This window comes from Prevotella sp. AM34-19LB (assembly GCF_003468525.1).
Classification (GTDB): Bacteria; Bacteroidota; Bacteroidia; order Bacteroidales; family Bacteroidaceae; genus Prevotella.
Genome location: NZ_QSIG01000010.1, coordinates 38,510 through 62,743 on the forward strand (window position 1 = coordinate 38,510; position 24,234 = coordinate 62,743).

General features: G+C 43.6%; 22 protein-coding genes. 7 read left to right on the forward strand and 15 right to left on the reverse strand.

Annotation, left to right across the window (positions count from 1 at the left end; genetic code table 11):
* Positions 1-4: 4 nt before the first annotated feature.
* Entirely contained in the window at positions 5-3,919 is a 3,915-nt protein-coding gene (locus DW830_RS04785) for a glycoside hydrolase family 2 TIM barrel-domain containing protein (RefSeq protein ID WP_119249087.1), read from the reverse strand.
* 267 nt (positions 3,920-4,186) lie between these two features.
* Between DW830_RS04785 and fucO the strand changes: the two genes are divergently transcribed.
* Entirely contained in the window at positions 4,187-5,341 is a 1,155-nt protein-coding gene (gene fucO / locus DW830_RS04790) for a lactaldehyde reductase (RefSeq protein ID WP_119249088.1), read from the forward strand.
* 134 nt (positions 5,342-5,475) lie between these two features.
* Here fucO and DW830_RS04795 read toward each other — a convergent pair whose 3' ends face one another.
* The 6 genes from DW830_RS04795 to DW830_RS04815 form a co-directional block, all read right to left on the reverse strand.
* Positions 5,476-5,880 (reverse strand): N-acetylmuramoyl-L-alanine amidase, encoded by a 405-nt coding sequence (locus DW830_RS04795; RefSeq protein ID WP_119249089.1) that lies wholly within the window; start codon positions 5,878-5,880, stop codon positions 5,476-5,478.
* Between the two features lie 16 nt (positions 5,881-5,896).
* On the reverse strand, positions 5,897-6,490 hold the full coding sequence (locus tag DW830_RS04800) for a hypothetical protein (RefSeq protein WP_119249090.1): 594 nt from the start codon (positions 6,488-6,490) through the stop codon (positions 5,897-5,899).
* Between the two features lie 119 nt (positions 6,491-6,609).
* Positions 6,610-8,532, reverse strand: a complete 1,923-nt coding sequence (locus tag DW830_RS04805; protein WP_233544382.1) for a DUF3987 domain-containing protein — start codon at positions 8,530-8,532, stop codon at positions 6,610-6,612.
* Positions 8,532-9,194, reverse strand: a complete 663-nt coding sequence (locus tag DW830_RS16335) for a hypothetical protein (protein ID WP_233544383.1) — start codon at positions 9,192-9,194, stop codon at positions 8,532-8,534. The genes DW830_RS04805 and DW830_RS16335 overlap by 1 nt, the downstream gene beginning before the upstream one ends.
* Positions 9,195-9,239: 45 nt before the next feature.
* On the reverse strand, positions 9,240-9,656 hold the full coding sequence (locus DW830_RS04810) for a hypothetical protein (RefSeq protein WP_119249091.1): 417 nt from the start codon (positions 9,654-9,656) through the stop codon (positions 9,240-9,242).
* 99 nt (positions 9,657-9,755) lie between these two features.
* Complete coding sequence (locus tag DW830_RS04815; protein WP_118312308.1) at positions 9,756-10,037, reverse strand: DUF3127 domain-containing protein; 282 nt, start codon at positions 10,035-10,037, stop codon at positions 9,756-9,758.
* A 159-nt stretch (positions 10,038-10,196) separates the two neighbouring features.
* On the opposite strand from DW830_RS04815, the gene DW830_RS04820 reads away from it, so the two are divergent.
* Positions 10,197-10,427 (forward strand): hypothetical protein, encoded by a 231-nt coding sequence (locus DW830_RS04820; protein WP_147487212.1) that lies wholly within the window; start codon positions 10,197-10,199, stop codon positions 10,425-10,427.
* 106 nt (positions 10,428-10,533) lie between these two features.
* Here DW830_RS04820 and DW830_RS04825 read toward each other — a convergent pair whose 3' ends face one another.
* The 4 genes from DW830_RS04825 to DW830_RS04840 form a co-directional block, all read right to left on the reverse strand.
* Entirely contained in the window at positions 10,534-10,875 is a 342-nt protein-coding gene (locus tag DW830_RS04825) for a hypothetical protein (protein ID WP_147487213.1), read from the reverse strand.
* 140 nt (positions 10,876-11,015) lie between these two features.
* Positions 11,016-12,383, reverse strand: a complete 1,368-nt coding sequence (locus DW830_RS04830) for a hypothetical protein (RefSeq protein ID WP_119249094.1) — start codon at positions 12,381-12,383, stop codon at positions 11,016-11,018.
* A 450-nt stretch (positions 12,384-12,833) separates the two neighbouring features.
* Complete coding sequence (locus tag DW830_RS04835; RefSeq protein WP_119249095.1) at positions 12,834-14,657, reverse strand: DNA cytosine methyltransferase; 1,824 nt, start codon at positions 14,655-14,657, stop codon at positions 12,834-12,836.
* A gap of 2 nt (positions 14,658-14,659) precedes the next feature.
* On the reverse strand, positions 14,660-15,376 hold the full coding sequence (locus DW830_RS04840; protein ID WP_119249096.1) for a PmeII family type II restriction endonuclease: 717 nt from the start codon (positions 15,374-15,376) through the stop codon (positions 14,660-14,662).
* A gap of 1,098 nt (positions 15,377-16,474) precedes the next feature.
* Here DW830_RS04840 and DW830_RS04845 point away from each other — a divergent pair.
* Positions 16,475-17,221, forward strand: coding sequence for an HU family DNA-binding protein (locus DW830_RS04845; protein WP_119249097.1), 747 nt, complete (start codon positions 16,475-16,477; stop codon positions 17,219-17,221).
* Positions 17,222-17,234: 13 nt separating this feature from the next.
* Positions 17,235-17,327: a smalltalk protein gene (locus DW830_RS15795; protein WP_153089932.1), complete on the forward strand. Its 93-nt coding sequence runs from the start codon at positions 17,235-17,237 to the stop codon at positions 17,325-17,327.
* A 456-nt stretch (positions 17,328-17,783) separates the two neighbouring features.
* Here DW830_RS15795 and DW830_RS15800 read toward each other — a convergent pair whose 3' ends face one another.
* From DW830_RS15800 to DW830_RS04865, 4 genes are all read right to left on the reverse strand, one after another.
* Positions 17,784-17,921 carry a hypothetical protein gene (locus DW830_RS15800; protein ID WP_158573442.1) on the reverse strand — a complete coding sequence of 46 codons (138 nt, stop codon included), beginning with the start codon at positions 17,919-17,921 and terminating at the stop codon, positions 17,784-17,786.
* Between the two features lie 58 nt (positions 17,922-17,979).
* A complete protein-coding gene (locus tag DW830_RS04855; RefSeq protein WP_233544384.1) occupies positions 17,980-18,138 on the reverse strand; it encodes a hypothetical protein in 159 nt (52 codons plus the stop codon).
* Positions 18,139-18,279: 141 nt separating this feature from the next.
* Entirely contained in the window at positions 18,280-18,702 is a 423-nt protein-coding gene (locus tag DW830_RS04860; protein WP_233544385.1) for a lipocalin-like domain-containing protein, read from the reverse strand.
* 21 nt (positions 18,703-18,723) lie between these two features.
* Positions 18,724-20,307 carry a capsule assembly Wzi family protein gene (locus tag DW830_RS04865; RefSeq protein WP_119249100.1) on the reverse strand — a complete coding sequence of 528 codons (1,584 nt, stop codon included), beginning with the start codon at positions 20,305-20,307 and terminating at the stop codon, positions 18,724-18,726.
* A 216-nt stretch (positions 20,308-20,523) separates the two neighbouring features.
* Between DW830_RS04865 and DW830_RS04870 the strand changes: the two genes are divergently transcribed.
* From DW830_RS04870 to DW830_RS04880, 3 genes are read left to right on the forward strand one after another with little or no spacing between them, the layout of a single operon-like run.
* The gene (locus DW830_RS04870) at positions 20,524-21,573 is read left to right on the forward strand and encodes a chain-length determining protein (RefSeq protein WP_147487214.1); all 1,050 of its coding nucleotides are present in this window, start codon (positions 20,524-20,526) and stop codon (positions 21,571-21,573) included.
* A gap of 14 nt (positions 21,574-21,587) precedes the next feature.
* A complete protein-coding gene (locus DW830_RS04875; RefSeq protein WP_119249102.1) occupies positions 21,588-23,150 on the forward strand; it encodes an oligosaccharide flippase family protein in 1,563 nt (520 codons plus the stop codon).
* A 15-nt stretch (positions 23,151-23,165) separates the two neighbouring features.
* On the forward strand, positions 23,166-24,221 hold the full coding sequence (locus tag DW830_RS04880; RefSeq protein WP_119249103.1) for an EpsG family protein: 1,056 nt from the start codon (positions 23,166-23,168) through the stop codon (positions 24,219-24,221).
* Positions 24,222-24,234 lie beyond the last annotated feature (13 nt).

Here is a 24,234-nt window from a genome sequence, read left to right on the forward strand (position 1 = left end):
CTTATTATTCTGTAATCAGTGTAAACTCTGAACCAGAAGCATAATCCTGACCATTCTGCTCATTCAATGCACGCAGACGGAAGTAGCGAGCCTTCACAGGCTTGTTCAACATCACCTTCTGCAGCTTGGCTGTCTTGGCAAAATGACCCTTCAAGATTGGCTCACCCCAAGTCTTGTTGTCGTTGCTAACGTAGATTTCATAATCCTTGATGCAACCATTCAAAGAACCATCCTGGCGTGCCAGATAAGTAAAGCCCTTGATGACCTTCTGCTTGCCAGCATCGAAGTCAACCCAGTGAGGATACTTAGCCAATGTAATGGAATACATCGTATGCCAGAATGTAGAAGGATCGCCATCTACCAAGTAGGCTGCATCACCCTCATCAGGCTCCTGGCTGGAAGCAAAGGCTATCTGAAGATTGGATGTCTGCTGATTCTGCTGCATCTTCTTCATCATCTCCTTCACCTTTTCACGACCGGTAGCTGAAACCTTCACGATATTTCCAAGCTCTGACTTCACCGCTGGACGGATGATGAATCCGAATGTGGTAGGAGTACTGCGTACCTGATCTGGCGTCAAAGGACCACCCTGTCCACAGCTGGCACCGCCCAATCCTGTAACCTTTGCATCGAGGTGCAAGTGAGTACCGCTGCTCTTTGGCAACTGATATGGATGTGCTGCCAAAGTCAACTCCTGCTGACTCCAAGGCAATGCTGAGGCAGACATTGTACTGTCAGAGATGAATACTACACCCTGCTGGCTGTCGTTGGTAACGGCACACCAGCGAACCTCCTCGCGGTTGCCCTGTGCCTGTGGCTTAGGAAGCATGATGCCCTGCTCTGCTACCGGACTGTGGTACCAACCGATAAACTGGCTGGTCTTGCGGTCGTTATAGTTGTTGACAGGTCCGCGTCCATAATAATCATACTGGTTCAACTCGCTTGGCAATACCATGGAATAGCCGATGCGAGGCAAGATGACCTTGGAACGGTTAGCACCAATGGCACTCTGCATCTCGATAGAACCATCCTTATAGATAGTATAGATCTGGCGTGAAGTGAACTTCAGGTCAGCATCTGTCAAGGCACGCTTGTTCTTCTCGAAGTTATAGCAAGACTCTGGGTCACGGTCGCGGTTGCTGTAATTCACATCGCATCCCTCCTTACCCTGACTCTCTACAGTAAATTCGAGCTGGTAAGTACCATCCTTCTTGGCTGTATAGTTCCAGTTCTTCACTACATGCTGCAGGTCGTACAGACCATTCTTGAACCAGGCATTGTGGTATCCGATACCAGCATCGTTGTCTGTAGGAGCACGATATGCATCGAGCTTAGGACCATTGCCATCCTTGATGATATCCTGACTGCCATACTTCAAGCTATAGATAGCACCGGTATTCAGATCGAAAGCCACCTGGAAGTTGCCACCATTGATGTTGGCACGCTTAGCCGCCTTATCTACCAAAAGCTTCATCGCCTTACCGTTCTTGGCAACAGTAGCAATAGAAGGAGCAGCCACATCAGCGCCCTTCACTCTCAACTGCTCTTCCATCTGAGGATAACCCTTGGCAGCCCATGGCATGTCCTTACCCAGAAGGAACTGAATGGTTACGAAGTACTCGCTCTTCGGATCGAGGCTCGCATAATCGTATGGCAAGGTATAGAAGCCCTTCTCGCGAGGACCCACGATATTCTTGGCACCCTTCAATGGCTGATTCTTAGAAATGCAGACACCATCCTTATAGAGAGACCATACAATCTGGTAATTCTTGAGAGGCTCGAAGTAGTTCTTATTGAAGATTTCAATCTGTCCCTGCTTCATATCTACAGCCTTCACGCCTACATTCTGATAAACCTTCTTCACCTCATAGTACTGAGCCTTAGGTGAGAAGTCTGGGCGAACGATACCATTCATACAGAACATACCGTCGTTTGGCTTGTTGTCCTTGCCGAAGTCACCACCGTATGCCCAGTAGGTCTGTCCGGTTACAGGATCCTGCTTGTCAAGAGCCTGGTCCACCCAGTCCCAGATAGCTCCACCCATGAAGAAGTTGGTGCTCTCGATGGCATCCCAGTAATCTATCAGGTTACCGCAGGCATTACCCATAGAGTGAGCATACTCAGAGATGTGGAACGGATACTTCAGCTTGTACTTGCCCTGTACGGCTCCCTGAACCCAGGCGATAGAAGGATACTGGTTAGAACCCATATCCACGATATCATTGTTGCGCTCATACTGAACCGGGCGGCTGGTATCATAAGCCTTGATGGCATTATAGCAATCTACGAAAGTCTTGCCAGGTCCAGCTTCGTTACCCAAACTCCAGATTACTACAGAAGGATGATTCACGGTAGCGTGTACCATCTCCATGTTTCTGGCGATATGAGCGTTGCGGAACTCAGGTACATGAGAAAGACTCTGCTTGCCATAGTAGTACTCATGGCTCTCGAGGTTAGCTTCATCCTCCAGATAAATACCATACTTGTCGCAGAGATAATACCAGTAAGGCGCATCAGGATAGTGGCAGTTGCGCACATGGTTGATATTGCCACGCTTCATCAGGAAGATTTCGTTCTCCATCTGCTCGCGGGTAGCAGTATGACCTAACAGTGTATTGTTCTCATGACGGTTGACACCCTTCAGCTTGATAGGCTGTCCGTTGAGATAGTAATATCTGCCAGCCAATCCGAACTCATCCTTCTCGGCAGGAGTCTCCTTGATTTCCACCTTTCTGAAGCCAACGATGGTAGAGAAGGTCTGAACAGTTCTGCCCTTGGCATCCTTCAGTTCTCCTACCAATGTATAGCGGTAAGGAGCTTCTGCACTCCAGAGCTTCACCTTGTTGGCAGCATCGAGCGTCGTCTCCAGAACAATCTCGCCCTTGGAATTCAGTTTTCCTACGAGAGGAGTAGAAGCAGTAACGCCTTCCATCAGATCATTGTCGTCGGAATAGAGACGGTTGGCATAGAGTGAATACTGCAAGGTATAACCCTTGATGGCCTTCTTGGAAAGGTTCTGCAACTGGGCAGTGATATGTAAGGTGGCATGGCTGTAGGTTTCATCCAGGTCAGGAATAGCCTTGATGTCTCTTACCTGAACCTGTGGTTTGGCAACCAAAGCCACGGTGCGGAAGATACCAGGCAAGCGGAACATATCCTGACTCTCCAGGAAAGAACCGTCTGAATGGCGATAAACCTCTACAGCTACAGTATTCTCCTCACCCTCCTTATTAAGATAAGGTGTAATGTCGAATTCTGCCAGGTTGCGTGAGTTCTTGGAGAATCCCACATACTTACCATTTATATATAGGTAGAAGAATGAATCTACACCATCGAAGTTAAGATAGATCTGCTGTCCCTTCCAATCTGCAGGTACGGAGAAGGTTCTGCGATAAGAACCCACCTCATTGCGGTTGCGATAGGTCATCCAGTCGGTAGGAGGTGTACGCATCACTCCACCCTTCCAGTCGTTCATCGGCTGCCAGGAGTGCTGGAAGATGACACGCTGGTTAGAATAGAGCGGATCTCCATACTTGTTGTTTCCATCTTTCTGCAGTCCTGCCAGATTCCAGTTCATAGGCACCTTGATGTCGTCCCACTGAGAGACATCATAGTCAGTACGGTAGAAATCCTTAGGACGCTCATCTGGATTTGGAGCCCAATGGAACTTCCATAATCCATCGAGAGATTTCCAGTAAGAACTGTTTTCTGGTAAAACTTTTCTCGCCTCTTCTACATTGCGGAACGAGAAGAACCAAGCATGCGGCTGCTGCTTGTTGACAGCTACGGAATCAGGACTTTGCCACTCCCATCCCGTAGGTGCAGCCTGCTGGTTGTAGAAGTAGCCTCCTAAAGTACCATCTGCCCATGCTGATGAGCAAATGAGTCCGGTTAAAAGTAATAAATAAGTTTTCTTCATAAGTTGATGTTATTGTTTCTAATTATTCCTTTGCAAAGTTACGCTTTTATTTTGAAAGAGCAAAATTGTAGAAGGGAAAAAGCGAGAAAACACCCGATTTTTTGAGATAAGTCTTTAATCTTTGCCCTACCCGATGATTTTTTGCACGAAAAACTTGACGGAATCGCAGAAAAACTGTATCTTTGTCGCATACAAACAATCGTATGGCAATATAGATATACTAAATATACTATTAATTAATAAATTCAATCTTAAACAAAGACATTTATGGTAAACAGATTCATTCTTAATGAAGTTTCCTATTTCGGTCCAGGTGCCCGCAAGGAACTTCCTACAGTAATCGCTAGTCGTGGTTGGAAAAAAGCATTGGTTGTAACAGACAAGGGCTTGATGAAATTTGGCGTTGCCAAGATGGTACTCGACGTATTGGACGAGGCTAACATCGCTTACGAGGTATTTGATGACGTAAAGCCAAACCCAACAGTTTCCAATGTTACTGCAGGTATTGAGGCTTGCAAGAAAGCTGAGGCAGACTTCATCATCGCTATCGGTGGTGGCAGTTCTATGGATACCGCAAAGGGTATCGGCGTGGTTGTTACCAACCCAGAGTTTGCCGACATCGTTTCTCTGGAGGGTGTTGCTCCTACCAAGAACAAGTGCTTGCCTATCGTAGCTCTTCCTACTACTGCTGGTACCGCAGCAGAGACAACCATCAACTATGTGATTATCGACGAGAAGCGCCAACAGAAGATGGTATGCGTGGATCCTAACGATATTCCTGCCGTTGCAATCGTAGATGCAGAGCTGATGTATTCTTTGCCAAAGGGTCTCACCGCAGCTACCGGTATGGATGCGATGACTCACGCCATCGAAGGTTTGATTACCAAGGCAGCTTGGGAGATGAGTGATATGTTCGAGCTCAAGGCTATCGAGATGATTCATAAGTACCTGCCTATCGCAGTGAATGATCCTACCAATCCAGAGGGTCGCAACGGTATGGCTGTAGCTCAGTATATTGCCGGTATGGCATTCTCTAATGTAGGTTTGGGCGTTGACCATGGTATGGCTCACCCTATGAGTGCCCTTCATGATGTTCCTCACGGAGTAGCTTGTGCCATCCTGCTTCCTACCGTGATGCGTTTCAATATGGAGGTAAGTGTTCCTAAGTATGTACAGATTGCCAAGGTTGTGGGTGTTTACAAGGATGGCATGACCGACCAGGAGGCAGCAGAGGCAGCCTGCAATGCTATCGAGGAGTTGTCTAAGTTGGTAGGTATCCCACAGCATCTCAGCGAATTGGGCATCACAGAGGCTGACATCCCTGCCCTTGCCGAGCAGGCATTCACCGATGTATGTACTCCAGGTAACCCTCGTGAGGTTTCTAAGGAGGATATTGTCGCCTTGTATCACAAGATTTTGTAATATAGGCTAAAGATAAGATAATACTTTAGTAGTTTAATCGCCCCAGAAAGGACAAGCATAAACGATGCTTCCCCTTTCTGGGCGATTTTTTTATTCATTTAATCCCTCAACTGATGATGGGATGGAATTTATGTTTACTCGCCAAATTCCTCCTTCACATCAAAGCAGGGACAATCCTTGCTGGCGAACTCATTGTGTCCATGAACCGTCGCCTCGGGATATTCCTCCTTCAGCTGCTCAATAAGAGCTTTCAGCGCCGCCTTCTGCTCGGGGGTTCGGGTATCCTTCGGCTTGCCATCCTTGGAAAGACCGCCAATGTAGCATACTCCGATACTCACGGTGTTGTGACCCTTGCAGTGGGCGCCCACCTCTTCTACTGATCTGCCCACGTGGATGCTTCCGTCACGGTAAATCACGAAATGATAACCGATGCAGAAAAAGCCACGCTCACGATGCCAACGGTCGATGTCGGCTACGGTGTAGTCGCGACCTTCTCGGGTCGCACTACAATGAATGATGATTTCCTTGATCTTGCGCATAATGGTATAATGTATTTTATTTGTGATTGTTATTTACACGAATATAATTCGCAGGAGTATTAGTTGGAAGAACAACCATATACTCTTTAGGAATCTCGTCTTTTCCCCAGTCCTTGATAACCAGAGTAACTTTTTCTTTTTTCTCCAAAGCCTCGTCGATCATCTCGCAGAACTCCTGGAACTTCTCCTCGTTGTAAGCCACAAGTCCCGTCTTCAACGACTTGCCCATCACGATGCTTCCGTACTTCAGGGCAAGCGGACCAAAGCCCGGCGTGATATAGGGCTTGCGAAGCACCGGCTTCTTAGGAACTCGGGCTTTCGTCTCCAGAATTGTAGGCATGGTTCTAACCTCCTCTACAATCTCAATCTTGAACTTCTTCTCCTCCTTCTCACCATTTTTCTTATTCTTCTCTTTCTCCTCGTCGGTCTCCTTGACCTCTACCTCAATTTTCTTCTGAAACCTGATAGGTACAGGCGCAATCTTGTAACGACCCGCAGACAGGAATTTCTTAGGATGTTCTACGGTACCGGTGAAAAATACTCCGTTAATAACCATTGTGCCATCTACACCCCATGGAGTGAAGCGACGGCGAAATATAGTAATATGCATAATGATTAATTTTAAAAAAATGACAATTGATTTTTGGGGGTCATAATCGGCCATTAGGGATTTCAATGAATAAGAAAACCAAAATGACCGAAAATGACCATGACCGGAAATGACCGGATTTAAACTATAGACGAAACCTTCTGATAACGCTTGTCAGGCAGAATTCCAATCAGTCCCTGCCGCTTCCAATTCTTCAACATCTGTCTCACAGTCTCGTTGGTAACACTCGCCCCTTTAACGGAAATACTCTGCTGCTGTGCCTGCTCGAAAGAGAAGGTCACGTCCAAACGTTCGAAGATGGAGTCGTTTTTGCCTCGGTGAGAGCGATCATACGTCGTCTGTCCGCAATATTCTTTCGAAGAGAATGCGTCTTCGATGCGGCTACGGAAGAAGTAAAGCGCATTGTCCAACTGATAGTCAGCCAGCACATTGAACACCCCCATCATGGTAGGTGTCTGCATCTTCACGATTAAATCCTTCCACCCCTGCGGATTCTGCTTCAACAGCTTCTCAGCTCCCTGGAACCCGTGCTTCTGAATCAGCGTCTCTGCCACCTTGCAGAGCAGGATGCAGGTCATCATTCTCATCGTAGTTGGGCAGATACGGAAACGCTGACGGGCTTTCACCTTGTCATCATTCTTCATCGTCTCCAGTCGTATCTGTTCCAGCCACTCCCTACCCTTGGCTTCCAGCTTCGGTAGTTCTACCTCGCCTTCCATCAGGGGCAGCAGATGGGCTACCTGAATGATACGGTCGCGCTGGCGTTCAGTGAGCACATACAGATTATCCGTCAACGGAGTAAACGTATTATCCGGAGTTCTTGCCACGGTAATACGGCTCTGAAAACCATCCGTATAGTTATTCACCACACGGTAGAGTGCATCAGGCGTTCCGCACATCACCACATTCCATAACAGTCTGTCTATATGCACATTCACAGCTTCTGCACTTCTTGCCTCACGCTCGTAGCTCGTACCGTCGTAAGCCTGTCTTAACATCACGGAGAAGTCGCTCATTGCAGATTTCCACTTCTGAGCCACGGTGTCAGCTTCCGGGGTAAACGAGAAGGCGTGCTTGCCTTCGGTGTTAGCCAATCTTTCTGCCAGATTCGCCACCGTATTGTTCAGCGTCAGACATCTTACGGGCAGTTTCGGCTCTTCCGGCTGCTCCTTCTTGTTCTTCGCTGCACGCTTCTTGGCTCTCCATTCATCCTCCTTCTGCTGGTACATTTTATCCATATCCTTTATCTCCGAAGTCCAAGCATCAATCACGGGGTCAATGCTTCCCTTACCGGATGCGAAATCTCCGGCGATGTAGGAGATGAGGTTCAGCGAGTTCATCTTGCCGTGAACAGAGACCTTGACGCCCGTAGCCAGCATTCCGATGGCTGGGCAGATGGCGGTAATCACCGGCATTGCCAGTGCGGGACCCACCGCATCGAGCGAATCCCTTACACCCAGCGGCATTCTGGGCAGGGCGTTGTAATAAAACAGATCGTCCTGGGCATTAGCCTCGTCCAGCGCATTTACCAGCGCATCGCTTCCTTCTAGATTTCCGCTCTTTCCAGCCCCCATCTTCATTCTCTCCTGTCGGATGGCAGCAAGCACATCTTTCAGTCGCTTAGGCATTTGGGTGATTTTCTCGTTTAATGCCGAGTTGATGCAAGCCATCTTCTCCTGCTCAGGAAAACCATCGTAGCAGGGGATGATCTGAGCCATCAGATTGCGGTCGAAGCCACAGATGTGACGCAGGTTCACCGCAAGCTCGAAGGTCAGCGTGTTACGGTTGGAGCGAACAGGCTCGTGCCCGTCATTATACATCTGCCACCATTTCTGGATGATTTCGGAATACGGGATTCCGAGGTAATCATTGCTGGAGGATGAAGAGGATGATGGAGAGGATGGTGAAGAAGAGGATGATGGAGAAGCAGAAACAGACTGAGCCTGATTCTTAGAAGAATTCTGAGGATTCTGAGAGTCATGAACGTTCTGAGAATTCTGAGGGGCTTGAACTTTCTGAGGATTCTGATTCGCTTGATTCATCAGAGGGTTCTGAGTCTTCTCCTCCACTTCTTCCAACCAAGCTTATAATGCTTATTCGCCTTATGCGCCCCAGGAGGCAGCTCCTCCTGCCCATACTTCTCACGCTCTTCCAGCACCTTGCCTTCAGCCGCCACGGCAGCCTCCTCATAACTATCATTGAAGAGTTCGGGAGACAAGTAAAGCAAATCATCTGCATCAGCCGAAGTGGTGAAATAAACTCGGTTAATATCGTGAGCCGAAGTATCCATTTCGCACTCCAGCATCTTGGCGATTCTAACCTGATTTTCGAGAATCGTCTTGCCCATTTCTCGCTTACACACCGCATGACCACCTTGTCGTGCGCTGCGTTCCAGCATCAGCAATCCATACTTTTCCGGCTCCTGCAGCATCAGCTTAGCTGCCTTCTCGAAATCCTGCTTATCATCCAAATCGAAGCCGAAAGCCCGGCTTGGCAGCTTCATACCCTTCACTACCCCCTGCGGATAATGTCCGGAATAATTAAACTGCACCAGTCTTCGCTTCGCTCCATCGTTTCCTTCGCGAGCCAGTCGCAAGTTCGCCTTCTGCTCGTAGCTTCCACGAATATTTCTGTATTCCTCTTCCGAGGTGATGGAGCGGGCAACTTTGTGCCCGTTCTCCACCCTTATCAAATAACAGCTCATCTATGTTTTTCTACTTACTATTATTAAGTTGAACATCCATATATTTTATCGCTTCAACTGGTATTCTATCAAAGCATCCGCAGCCTCTTCTGCCTCCTTCACCAGCGTGCTGCCTATATTAATCCCCTCATCACAGAATACCTTCAAGGTGAGCTGGACAGCTCCATCTTTGGTCTTGCTCACACGACCGTGAGCCAGCTTTCTGATCAGTACAGACTGAGAACGTACTCGTGGTTTAACCACGAAATCAAAAGTGCCATCCGAAAGCTGCTGGGCAACGCCCTGCGAACGGAATCCCAGCACCTTCTCTCCCCCTCCATGCTCATTAGGAGCAAAGAGGAAACACTTGCTTTCATCGTAGAAAGCCATACCACCCAGCTGCACGTGCTGGCTACCATTATTCACCTGCTGGCCATTAACCTGCTGATTATTTACCTGCTGATTGTTTACATTTTTCTTCATATTCTGAATTGATTTGCGAGAAGAAACGTGTGGAATATTGCGCGCTTTACCATGGAAGATCCTCCGCAGTCCCAACTCAGTTAATAACTAAAACTACTTTTATCCCTTCAGCTTTTCAATATCCGTAACGAGGATATCCTGATAAACCTGCCCATTATACTCACGAGCCGTGAATCGGAGCGTAACTGCAACCAGTGCTCCCGGAGCAAACTTACACTGCGCCATATTGCCCAGCATAGCCGCAGCATATTGGTTCTCGTACTTGCCGCCCATCTCCTGCAACACGATGTTGCACTTCATCATCTGGCCGTTCTCGCTCTTCTGGCTCTGCACGGCGAAAGCCTCGCCCTGCTTCACCACTCTCATAATCTGAGTATTCATATTATAAAGTAGTCGGAAGTTGTTTCAAGATCACCAAACCATTTCGGCGTTGTCTTGTTTCTTCGACGCTGCAAAAGTACTGCGGAAAACAAGGCAAAACAATCCTTTTCCCACAACTTCCCCGAAAAACCCGTGATTTTGGGAAAAATCGGGCATTTCTTGGGAAAAATAAAAAGCCTACACGCTCAGCAGGGAAAAATTAAAGGAAAATTGTATAATCTTAACAAAATGGCAAGAAAACACCCCCATTTTCCTGCAAGTCTTTTCCCACACTTTTCCCCAAAAACTAATGATTTTGGGAAAAAAGAGGGGTATCTTGGGAAAAATCGGTGTATTCGTGGGAAAAATCCCTTGTTTTTGGGAAAATTGGTATTATTAGGAAAAATCTAGAATAACTTGGGGAAATCCTAGCATTAGGAAGAACAAGACAACTTTAAGAAGAGCAACGAAACCATGAAAAGCCCTCGAACGTAGAAACATTCGAGGGCTGTATATATTAAAGTATCACTATATCTTTATTCTTTTCTTTCTCTAGGGCTGCATATTTTCTTAAAACCCTAGCAACTTTATTTCTTAAATTGATGGTATTATCGGCAACCACAATTTCTTCCTTGTCGATAATGTGATTTGACACCAAAATAGAATAAGAATTGCCCATTTTGAAGAATGAAGACAATTTATTGTTAGGACTATACATATCCTCTATGGTGAGCCTTGGCGCATCTTCCTCACTCTTGCCGGAGAAAGAGGAAATGTGCTTGCTCATCTTTCCAAAAGCATGAAAAATGCAGAATGTGACATAAGTCATGATTACTGCAAAAATCGAGATACCTAACATAATTCTAAAGTTTATTATTATCTTTGTTGCAAATATAATAATAAAAACAGAATATGCAAGTTTTTAATGTTAAATCTTTGCTTTTACCCTATTGTTTAGGAAGGTGCGACCTCGCATCGCACCTTCCCTCAAAACTCCCCCTAATCCCTTCTCTTATATTCCTCCCTTTTCTCCAGCTTATAATACAGCTCCTGGGCGGTATGATAATCGGGATCGGAATCTGCAAGCCACTCATCAAAGGGGCGGTTGTGGTTCATCTGCGTTTCCTGCTTTCTGAACGACTCCACCACGCACCTCTTTTCTATTTCCGGAAACATCAGGTTCATGCGGGCGGCAAAGGCAGACTTGTCCTTATCCTCCTTCACCATGTGGAACGTATATTTCATCAGACACCACACAATGTACCAGTCCTGCTGCTTCGTGATGTTGCCCTTTAGCCAGAACTCCAGCTTCTCCTTCAGCTTGGCTGGATCCACCCAGTTGGCAAAGAAAGAATCGCCATTTCGCTCATACTCATCAGCCCTGGCTATTTCTACCGCCAACATATTATGCTCTCCCTGAAACTTAAACAGCGTTTCAAAATCACCGGGCGAAGCCTCCTCTCTTACAAGCATGTGGACAAGCTCCTCCTCATTCTCCTCATCCTCCACATTATTGAACCAGACAGAACAAAGCGTATAATTGTTGAATTTCCCCTCTACTTCACTCATCACTTTCTGCAAGCTCAAAGTGGTAATCTCTATTCTTCTCTCTTTCAGATGACGCTTCTGCACCTTGGCTACATGCTCCAGATGAGCAGGTAGCGTATGCTCATCAAAATCTCTCTTGATGTAACGATAAATAATCACAGCCTCCTGGTCGGTGCGGAACCCCCGGGTTCTATACAGGTCAGTAAAGTCTTTGTAAATAGACGTAACCGTGGTGACGGTCTTCTCCAAAGCCAACTTCAATCCACAAGAGATAAAGTTCTTGTAGCGAGACTCATAGTTAGAGAGATCAGCGTCAGCCGGAGCCTCCTGCTTCTCACACTGCTTGAAAAGATTCTTAGCACTGGGTATCTGACCATATTCCTTCACATCCAGCAGATAGTCTGAATGCTTTCGGGCGATGGTCTGAATGTCTTTCAGCACCTTCTCTAAGATTTCCGTATAGATAGCCATCAGTTCATTATCATAGTTTTTGTAGATGGTAATATAGACTTTCTTATGGAGCTTATGAATATATTTAAGAAAATCTGTCAATTGCTCGGCAAGGTCTTGGTAAATATGATAATAATGGGTAAGTCCCTTATGCTTTCCTGCATTCCATTGAATGTCTTCTATAGCATATTGAATCTCCTTACATAAATGTTCAGCCTCTTTTTTAAACTGGACAACATCTTCCATGGTTATAGGAGTGTATTTCTTTTCTCCTGTAGCCTCATCCATTTCTAACAGGTCTTCCTCTGATTTGATTTTCAGACAGAAAACGTAACGATTATCTGTATTGGGTAGGTCTTCTGATTCCATCTTGTTTAATGTTGTTTAAAATGTAGTTGTTTGAAAAACAGCGTGGGTGTTCCCTGTAAGCACCGGTATTCAGGTACCTGCAAGAACCTTCGGTAAGGTACAAACAAGCACTGCCCACGCCGTAGAGGAGTGGACGCCTTGCTGTCACCGTCTTCTTACCGAATTTCTGAATTTGCAGGTTCTGAATGCCGTAGAAGTGTCAGATAATCAGCGTCTATCTTTTTATGATTATTATCTGTTTACTTTCTGTTTTTTAATTCAATTTTTTTTAAAAGGGGCTGTGTTATAAGTCATAATTCACCTAGTAATGCGTTCTGCGGATAGCAAGCATTTTGACACATCCCTTCAATTAAACAAATGTCTCGGCTGGTAATAAACCTTCCTTGACGATAACTAACTCAATCGCCGATTAGCGATACTTACGAAAAGTCTCGTTTACCTTCTATATTTTTAAAGTCTGCTGATCAGTTTACCGATGGTAGTATCAGTAAAAGTTCGCCAGATTTTCAATTCCACAGGCTTGTAGTCATCAAAGAGCTGCTTTACGAACTGCACCTCAAGTACCAGTCGGAGATCGTTTTTATCTTCTTCGGGCGTTCCCTCCTTGCGGTAGCCGAGTCGTGCTATTCTGATAAGGAAGAGATCGCGCACTCCCTTGCCCTTAATATAAGGCATAAAGTAGAAAAGCTTATTGAGAGCCACGGATGCAGGGAACTTCTTGCCTGTATAGTAGATGGTGGCAGAGCCGTCAAGGAACATCTTCTCGTTGTCTTTCTTTACCAGCGAGATGAGTACATTCTTGGTTTCATCCACCATAGGCTCCATCTGCGGCTTTTCACCATATTTCTCCCAATTAATATCTTCGTGCACCATACAGTTATCAGCAATACTATTAAGTGCATATTGATCGAAGAGATCAAGGAAGTTAAGCTCGTGATACTTATTTGTAACAGTTGAAGTCTGCGTATTATGATCCTTTACAACAACTAATTGCGACTGCTTATGCACAATCTCTCTAACAGCTTCTGAACAATCCTGTGTATCCTCAGGCATAATATTCTGAATATCATTGAAGAGCCGGATAAGTGAGCGACCTACTGCCCACGCTAAATTAACGGGAACCGCATTACCTATTTGCTTATATTTATCGCTCATACTTCCTTGGAAATTCCAACTATCCGGAAAAGTCTGAATACGTGCATATTCTCGAACACTTAATGGACGTGTTTCTAAAGGATGACAACGCTCTGTCTGTTTTTGGCAAGGAGAGCATGTAAGTGTCAATGATGGTTCATCAAGTGACAATCTTCTTGCCATACCGGTTTTTCCACCACCGAGCAACCAACTACCTCCCATATAGTCCTTGGCAACATCTTCTGGCAGATTTCTCCAATCGCCACCTTGGGGAACCATTGCCAAAACTCGCTTTTTCTTCTCTGGATACAGTGCACCCTCAGAAACAGGAACATCACTATCAAAGATTACGCTCTGGTAGAGAGCATCACGAAGAGTTAATACTTCATGATAAGGTGTAGGCCAATGAAACTCTACGCGTTTAGCAATATCGTTGCGAATTGCAATGAGAATCAACCTCTCTCGTTTCTGCGGTACTTGATACATGATTGCACGCAACACACGAGGTTCAACAAGCGTGTATCCCAATTCAGCTATTGCATTTTTTATAGTCTCAAATGTTCGTCCATTTTCATGTGAGATTAACCCCTTAACATTTTCTCCCATAAAAACTTTCGGCTGAATTTCTTTTACTGCTCGGGCTAGTTCAAAGAACAGAGTTCCACGGGTATCGTTGAATCCAGCCCCCTTTCCCGCATACGAAAACGCCTGACAAGGGAAACCACCTGACAGAAAATCTACCTTACCTCTTAAAGGAGTGAAATCTATGTGGCGCACGTCACCCTCTATCACATTCCATTCTGGTCTGTTTGTTTTTAGCGTCTTGCACGCAGCTGTTTCAAACTCGTTCAACAACACGTGATGAAAACCTGCCAGCGACATGCCTAAAGCCAAACCACCACCACCAGCAAAAAGTTCTACTGAATTGAATTGTCGCACAGGAATAACTCTAGATTCGTTTTCCCAATTACTCTTAAGCATAGAATCTATCTCCGGTATAACCTTAAGGTCTTCCATCTCAAACCCAGAGATACCATTCTGAATCCGAAGTGGATAAAGCCCATTTCTACCCCAAGTTTGAACCGTACGATTGGAGGTTCCAATAAGTGCTGCTAAATTATTTTCCGATATAAAAGTCATAGTTACAACCCACCTTTCTCTCTGATTTCCTCTGCGATTTCTTCCACTTTGGCTAGGATAAGTGCACTTCCATTTATGCTATCTTCATCTACTACCTCACCAAAAGCCTTGGCCAAACGATGATAAAAGTTTTCATCGCCAGTAAGATGCATCCAAAAATCTGCACCGCACAATACAGGATAATGCGTATCTATCGCCTTATAGAAAGCTGATATGTTTTCTTTTTCACCATACAATACCCCTACTACAAGATCATCAAACTGCAACCCCATTCTGTCCAGTCTTGACTTGTTTAGAAGATATTTAAAATGACTTAAAATTGTGGTAATATCATCCTTATTGATTGTTTTTGGACCCGCCTTACATTGACAGTATTTACGGCGACCATCAATTGCATCAACGAATTCAATATCTATACCATCAATGCCAGATGCTCCACCAACTACCTCCTGGAGTTGAGCAATAAACACCTGAACATTCTGACCGAAACTTGTACTAAGACTTGTGCCAAGGATACGTGGATAGACTAGAGCTTTGGCCAAACTAATTGGTTGCGTATCTCCACATAAGAAAGCTGCAAGATAATTGATAAGAAACGGATTAATATCAAAACTGCTCAGATGAAGCTTATTCAGATTCTTCAAATGATTAGGTATGATAATAGAGCGGAAATATTGCTTTCCACTTTCTATAATGGCTTGTTTCTGTTGTTCTGTCATCACTGTATATTTTTAAATATTTATGTTATTCTGCGCACCATGCACAGAATTCGCCCCCAAAGTTACAAAATAATTGCGAGAAATCGGGCATAATTATATAGATTAACACAAAAAACATGAGAAAATCCTTCAAAAATACGAAAAAAGTAGGATTTTCATAGCTTTTTTTGAACGCTCAAAACATTAATAATTATATTATACTCAATATCCACATATCTTGCATATTTTCAGTATTTTACAAAATATGCTTATGTTATCTATGTTATGAAAGATTGCATTATCTGGGCGGAATAGTGGAAGAGAGAAAAAATGGTTTTTCGCAAAATGATTAGTAGAATTGGGCTCTCGGAGCACTAAAAATGTGCCTCCGATGGCATTTTTACCCCCGCAGAAGGGTAAAAATACAGAGGTGAAAAGCAGGTTGGAGGGGCGAAAATGATTGATTTTTGGAATATGTTTTACAAATTCGCAGGTAATCTGATACTGAGTGTGACTGACGAATATGAAAAACGCACGAGAAATGTAAAGATTACGCAAGCAAAGAACATTGAAGCAGTAATACGCAAAACGAACATACCATATTAATAATCAGTATTTTATATAGACCAACAAAACCTCAGGTAGAGCATCCTTGGAACCCTCTATCCGGTCATTTTCGGTCATGGTCATTTTCGGTCATTTTCGTTTCGGGGGCGCAAATCTCCCCTATAGTATAATATAAATAATATTTATATTATACTATAGATTAAAATGACCGAAGTGGATTTTGAAAATGACCGAAAATGACCATGACCGGAGATGACCGGAATGCAAGCAATGTGTAAAAATAGCGTTTACTTACATAGCTGATTGTCAAATACTTACGCCATTTTTACCATCTTATTTCGATAAAAACTTGATTTCGCTTTCGAAATTTTGTATCTTTGCACCGGCAATCGAAGGAACAGTCTATTGTGCCGAAAAACGGTCATCTATGAAGACCGAGGCTGGGCTTAAATGATGGCAGGCGCCGGTCATCTATTAAGACCCCCAAAAGCACAAGGAAACGGGCTTTCCGGGTAGTTGTGATTCAGTGAACTCTTAAACACAGAACAGAGTATGATTAACTACAGCATCGTAATGCGCAGCGTGAACGCAAACCTCCTTGAGATCAACCAGGCAAAGTCACGTATCAACCAGGCTAAGAAGGACGGCAAGGAGCCGGACAAGAAGGACACCGACCTGGTGAAGACCGAGAAGCAGAATGCGTTCGCCATCTCGCAGTACACCGATGTGATGACCATCGAGAAGTTTGCCAAGCACATCACTTCTCACGGCAGTGTGTATTCTAGAGCTGACATCAGCGCCATCCTCTACATGGCAGTGGACTGCATGAGAGAGATGCTGCTGGAGGGCAAGAAGATCCGTCTGGGCGATCTGGGCGATTTCTCTCTCCTGCTCGGCTCCAAGGGTGCAGAGACTGCCGACAAGTTTACGGCGCAGAACATCACCAACGTGAAGGTTCAGTGGGAGCCTGGACAGCAGTTCAAGAACCTGCTCGACGACGCAGAATTCAACCTCGTGGCTAGCCGCAGTGCTCAGGCAGCCGTGATCAAGGCAATCAAGGAGGGCAAGACCAACGTGGACCTCAACGTGCCTATCAATCCAGACGGCGGCGGTGATGGTGACGGAACCACTGGCGGAGGAACCCAGGGCGGCGGCAGCAACGCTGGCGGCAGCGGAACTACCGGAACTGAAGGTAGTGGAACGCAGGGAGCTGGCGGTAGCGGAACCACTGGTGACCAGGGTACCAGCGGCGGCAATACCGGCAGTGAAGGCGGTGGCGATGACAACGTAAGTCTCTAAAAAGTAGAAGTCTATGAAGAAGGATACTTGGAAAATGGTGATTCAGATTGCGATCAGCATTCTCACCGCAATAGCCACTTCGCTCGGAGTTTCCAGCTGCGTGTAGCAGCAGGAAAGCAAAAAGTAAGATGCAGGAAAGCAGAATGAAATCTGCATGTGATTAGTTTTTGAGATGATTTTATCTATTACAACCGCTCCTCCTATATATAAATAGGTGGAGCGGTTTTATTTATTTCCCCGGTCATTTCCGGTCATGGTCATTTTCGGTCATTTTCATTTTCGAATTCCTTCTTCCAGTCATTATTCTATCGTTTAGCTTCCCTTTCAAAAAGAAGGAAACGTATAAATCTTACAACTCATTCAACAAGTCCTCCAATGTTTTAAGCTCTAGCTTTCCTTCCCGATAGGATTTCAGCTCATGGAGGGCATTGTCAAAACCTGATAGAATTTCTTCTTTAGTCATACAAGACACTTCTTGAACCATACACGCCTCATTTGTCTCTTTGGCTGACGTAATAATCGTATTGGTAGTCTTTTGCATATCTACAGAGATTATAAAAGTCTAGTAAGGGCGTACAGAAACTACCTTTGCCACATGTCCCTCAGGAATTCCTGGTACTACTATCGAATAGCTAACAGGATATTTCTTTTCAAACTCCTCAATAGGAAGAGCAAATACTTTTAATTTCTTTTTCTTCATAATTTACTCCTTTCTTATCTTATTTACTTATTTATTAGTTACATCAATAATGCAAACATTATGCTATCTTAAAATATTTAGACTGTCCAAAGAATATTCTGCCCAAATTATCCTTGATGGAAATAACCAATCCCATAAAAGGATTGTGCTCTACATCAATAACCTGGCCCTCAATCCAGTCTGTCAAACCTGTCAAAGAAGGATTTACCTTCATCATATCTCCTAATTTTGGTTCCATGACAATCTGTTTTAAATATTTATTTTGTGCAAAAATACACAGAAGTTTTCAAAATACCAAATATTTTATAGAGAATCTAGAATTTAGTGAAGTATAGCCTCAACATCTTAGAGCGGAGCATCATTTTATCGCCCTTGAGCTTCTCTTTGTAGAAGCTTCTCGCAGATTATTGATACCATAGCTTCTGATGCTGTCATTCACCACGGTTGCAGGAATATCACCACCATTTTCTCCATGATCCTGATGCCAGTTGTTCTTGTAAGGCGAATGCAGGATCAGACTGTCACCCTTCTGTTCGAATCGGAAATAATAGCCACGGAAGCTGTACATATTCGTGGGGGTAATACAGGCACAAGATATCAGCTTATGCTGCACTCCCCAGAATACTCGTTCCTTGGAAAGGTCGAGATAGTTGCCCGTAGCCAACGTATCTACCCGTTCCAGATGCCAGAATCCATCAAAATCTCCATTATCGCTCGTCTCTAGGGTACAGGAACTCAGTACCAGACTGATAGCTGCTATCAAATATATCATTCTTTTCATAATCTTTTCTCTTTCATAAAGTTAGAACTTGACGATACCTTGTCTTGTCAGGGTAATTTGGAATCCTCTATTGTGGCCCAGCATCTCTGTACTGCCGAAATCCATTCCGTAAGCAGCCTTTACCGTATATCTTCTCAAGAAGTGGTAGCTGCCTTCTGCCATGAAGCTTACATTATGATGCTTCTTGGTAAATGGCAGGACATAGGTTCCCCATCCCTTCTGATAGGAGGCGAGTACACGATAGCCGAATTTGTCGGAAGGCTGACCATCGAATCCTAGGTGATAGGCGATGAAACGGTTATCCTTCACCTCAATCTTTCCATCTGTATTATAGATTGGCGAACGATAGAGCGGATTACCCATTACCTGTCCCCAATGCTGCCAGCCAGTATAGTTACTATGATTGTAATAATTGTCCATTCCAGCCAAATGATCAGGAATATTCACTGTATGATCATGGTTATATGGTCCACTCTGGTATTTAGTATGTATATACTCCAAAACAATATTTCGTAACCATCTGCCATATTTGATATTCAGTTCCGCACCTAGCATCATGTCCTTGAGGGAATACATAAAGAAGCGATGGCTTTTCTTGCTCTGCCACTCCTTTCCTTCGCCATATCCATTATAATCAAGCATAAACATCTGACTGTCATCCTCGAAGAAATGATCAGCATAAACGCCCAACTTCCAGGTGTCAGCATTATAGTTGATGCGCATGAGCCAAGACCCCAACTGGTTGCCGGCAATATTGGCATACTGACCTTCACCATCATCATGACCGCCAGGAATAAAAGCATGCCACATTCCCTTTAATCCACCTTCTGTAGCCTTGCATTTGAGTCCGCCATTTCCATCATAGGTGTATGGCTTGCCACCAAACTGTGCTGCCATTTCCAAGCCCAATTCGATACTCAAAGGGCAGAATGCGGCATCGTTTCCAATTCGCAGATAGCCAGCCTTGCTATGATAGAGCACACCTTCCGAATACTTGGATTTGCGCTGGGTGAAATCATGCTGCCAGTTTTCATCGGTAAATTTTCCAAAAGCTATATGTCCCTTGAGTTGAACCCAATGATTAAGAATAGGTAGCGTCCAATATTCCGGCAAGGCTAATCTTACCTGCGGTACAGGTCGAGCGTTAATGCCCAGCGTCTGGCTACCACTGGAAAGCGTCTGGTTCTTCAATTCCATCGGATACTCTTTAGCACCCACACTGAGCACACCATGCAGCCATCTTACTTCTGCAAAAGCCTGCTGCACAATAAACCGGCTGGTAAAATGTGTGGGCAATACCAAATCTACACCATAACCTACTCCCCATCTGCGATAATCATCTGTGGATAGAGGTCGTATCAGACTACCTCGCAGATAGGCATTCGCCTCTTTCAGAGAACTTAAACCATACCGATTGGCATTGAGCCAAAGTGGTGTTTTGCCCTTTGAAAAAGTAGCCTGTCTATCTATTCGGTATTCCAGGGCACTATCGAGTCTTAATTTTGTAGGTTCCGCATCTTCCTGCCAACAATATTGCGCCTTCACTGATTGCGGGCACGCTACAGTGAGGAGGCAAAGCGAAACTAAATAGAAAACTTTCTTCATATCAATGTTTTATCTATAAAACTGAATAACCACTCATTTTATTGTAGTTTTTGCAGTTACTTTAACATTCCTTACGAAAAGTCGGGCTATAAAACTGGATGAGAAACCTGGATGGGAAAGATTAAATTCGCCAAAATACAATAATTCAACAATACATACGTTACATTATATAAGATAAGAATTAGATTAGTAAGGTTTTTGTAAACAAGATAAACAATGAAAAATAAAGAAGAACATCTCAAACAAATAGATGTGGTGGCAATAGTTAAGGAGATGAAGAAGCATAAGAAACTGTATATGATTGCTCTTCCTATCACTTTCGTACTCTCTTGCCTACTCATCCTCTGTGTGCCAAGGTATTATGCAAGTACTGCAAAATTGGCTCCGGAAATCTCAAGCTTCAGTTCGAATTCGTTAGGTGATCTAGCCTCTTCATTCGGCTTCGATATAGGAGGAAACTCTGCAAACGGAGATGCCATCTTTCCGGAACTCTACCCGGAGCTGATAGAATCCAACGACTTTATGGTGGGTATGTTTGATGTCAAGGTGAAATCTAAGGATGGAAGCATCAATACTACCTATTATGATTACCTTGCCACCAAGCGACAGACACCTTGGTGGTCTAAAGCGTATAATTCCGTAAAACAGCTGTTTGCTACACCTGATTCTACACCCGTAAGTAAAAACGGAAAAGCTAATCCATTCCAACTTACCCGACGTCAGGATCAGATAGCCCGACTTATGAGCAAAAACATCAAATGTAATATTGATAAGAAGAACTATGTAATTTCCATCACCGTAGAAGATCAGGATCCTCTGATATGTGCAACCCTTGCTGATACGGTTCAGGCTAAACTTCAGGATTTCATCACTTCCTATCGTACCAAGAAAGCGAAGAAAGACTTAGAGTACTACAAGAAGTTGAGCAGTGATGCCAAGTCAAAATATGAGCGCATCAGACAGCAGTATGGCAGTTATTCTGATGCCAACCAGGATGTGGTATTGGAAAGTTACCGCCTGAAAGCCAACGATATGGAAAATGAGATGCAGTTGCTTTACAACACATACACAACTCTTCAAGCTCAGGTACAGCAGGCTCAGGCGAAACTTCTGATGCAAACTCCAGCCTTTACGACCCTTCAGAGTGCATCTGTACCATTGAAGCCAGCAGGACCAAAGAGAATGCTGTTTGTTCTCGGAATGACATTCATCGCATTCATCGTCGTGACAGTATATTCTATTAGAAAATTGATTTTTAGAGAGTAGAAACAATAATAATAATGAGCAAAATGAATGAACATAATCATAGCAACTATTCCAAGCGAATTGCAACCAATACTTTGGTGCTATTCGCCAGAATGCTCATTATTACCATTGTCAATCTCTATACTGTGCGCTGGGTTCTGAAAGGTCTTGGTACAGAGGATTATGGAATCTACAATGCAGTGACCGGAGTGGTTACCACTGGTACTTGCATCAGTAGTGTCCTTGCAATGGCTACACAGCGTTTCTATTCTTATGCTATGGGGATAGGTGAAAAGGAAAAGCTAACCAGAATATTCTCTGCCAGTGTGAATTTAGTTATTGTGTTTTCGATTATCACAATCCTAGTTCTTGAGCTTGTAGGGAATTGGTTTGTTTCCACACAGATGACAATCCCTGCTGATAGACTGTCGGCTGCAAGCTGGGTGTTCCAGTTTTCTATATTCTCGTTTGTTTTTACCTTGCTTCAGATTCCATATATAGGAGCAATCTTCTCTAATGAAGATATGGGAGTATATGCACTCGTATCTTCTGTAGATTGTTTCATAAGATTGATGATTGCGGCTTTGATCTGTATGTTTGGTATCGATCATCTTATTTTATATAGTGGCGCCATGATGATGGAATCTGGCTTAGTGATGGTTGTTTATATGCTGATTGCTTCTCGCAAATACATCGAATGCAGATATACGACAAAAGGAATAGACAAGGGGCTATACAAAGAATTGATATCATTCTCTGGATGGACATTTTATGGTGCTTTGTCTGGAATGGGCATGACTCAGGGAAGTATCATTTTGCTCAATATCTTCTTTGGTCCACTGGTAAATGCTGCATTTTGTATTGGCAACCAATTATACAATGCCATCAACACGTTGAGCAATAGTATAGTTGTTGCATTCCGTCCTACATTAATCAAATCCTATTCGTGCCAGGATATGCTATATATGCAGCAACTTTATTTTTATGCCAATAAGGCAATTTTGTATTTGCTGTGTTTGGTTGCAATACCTTTGATGTTGGAAACGGAATATGTACTGCAATTCTGGTTAGGATACAGCACACCTGAAATCATACTCTTTTGCAGACTCTATATTATATATACGATTGTTTTGACTTTACATAATCCGATTACTATAATTATACAAGCTACAGGAAAAATCAGAAAGTATAGTTTATATGTAGAAAGTCTTACCATTATGAACATTCCTGTTTGTTGGGGGCTGTTTATACTAGACTGTCCTTCTTATACTATCTTTATCGTAATGATAGTCTTGTGTCTGATAGCTCACAATATAAGATTGGTGATGCTGAGAAAAGCTGTTCCAGAACTGAAGCTGAGAAGTTATTATAAACATCTGATACTTCCAGCCTTCTTCATACTGGGCATAACGAGTATGTTGGAACTGTTCTTGCTGCAGTTACCGATAGCAGGTTTTCAAAGATTTGGGCTAATCGTGATTTCTTCAGTCATGGTAATGTCTATATTGATATACGTATGGGGCTTTTCGGAAGCCGAACGAAAATTATTGCATTTACTGATTCATAAGGTAGTGAATAAAAGGCAAACAGTATTATAAAGGAAACAATAAATTATGGGATACATTTTACTATCAGTACTTTTGATAACGATTATACTTTGTTATCTGGAAGATTACATCAAGCGATATAGATTTTTTCTATATATCTTGATGGGATTCGTTATGGTTCTCATAGCAGGATTACGCGAAATAGGTCTGGATCCTGATTCTGAAAATTACGAGTATTCTTTCCATCATTATTATCAGAGTTCTGAGATGGGTATGGTAGAACCATCGTTTACTCTGATATCTGCTATTCTAAATGTATTTACAGATAATGTGCATCTTTTGTTTTTAGTTTATGCATTCCTTGGTGTCACTATCAAGCTATATGCATTCAAAAAAAGCTTGCAATGCATTTTCGTGCCAATGATGTTATATATAAGTTTCTACTTTGTATTGCATGAAATGACACAAATTAGAGCTGGAGTTGTGTCTGCTTTATTCTTGTTGGCTGTGTACCACATAGCTAAAAAAGAAAAAAGAAAAGCATTACTGCTGATCATAGTTGGCTCATTCTTCCACTATTCCTCCTTAGCTCTGCTACCAACACTCGTGTTTGGCAATAAAGATTTCAACCGAAAAGAAAATATAATGATAGCGTTACTCATCCCCCTAAGCTATCTCATATATTTCGGTGGTATCAGTATGCTGCTGAATACTGATATTCCACTTATCGGCAACAAACTAGCCATCTACCAGCAGGCAATGGAAAAAGGAAAAATGACAGTAAACATAGATGTCTTTGATCCTGTACACCTTGTCTCCGTGATGTTGTTTTACTACACATTATATTTTCGAAAGACAATCACTGCCTTCAATGAAAACTATAATGTTGTAATAAAAATAGTGGCACTAGGGCTGTTCTTGCATACAAGTTTGGCTTTTCTCCCAGTTCTAGCATTGAGAATCAGTCAGTTATACTGTATCGTTAACATTTTCTTATTTTCAGGAATCGTATATACATTCAAACAGAAATGGATGGGAATAACAGTCCTGGTATTATTATCAATATTTCAAATGTATCTCGCTTTGCCTCATTATGGATTAGGTGATATCGTGAGATTTTAAATAAAGAAATACA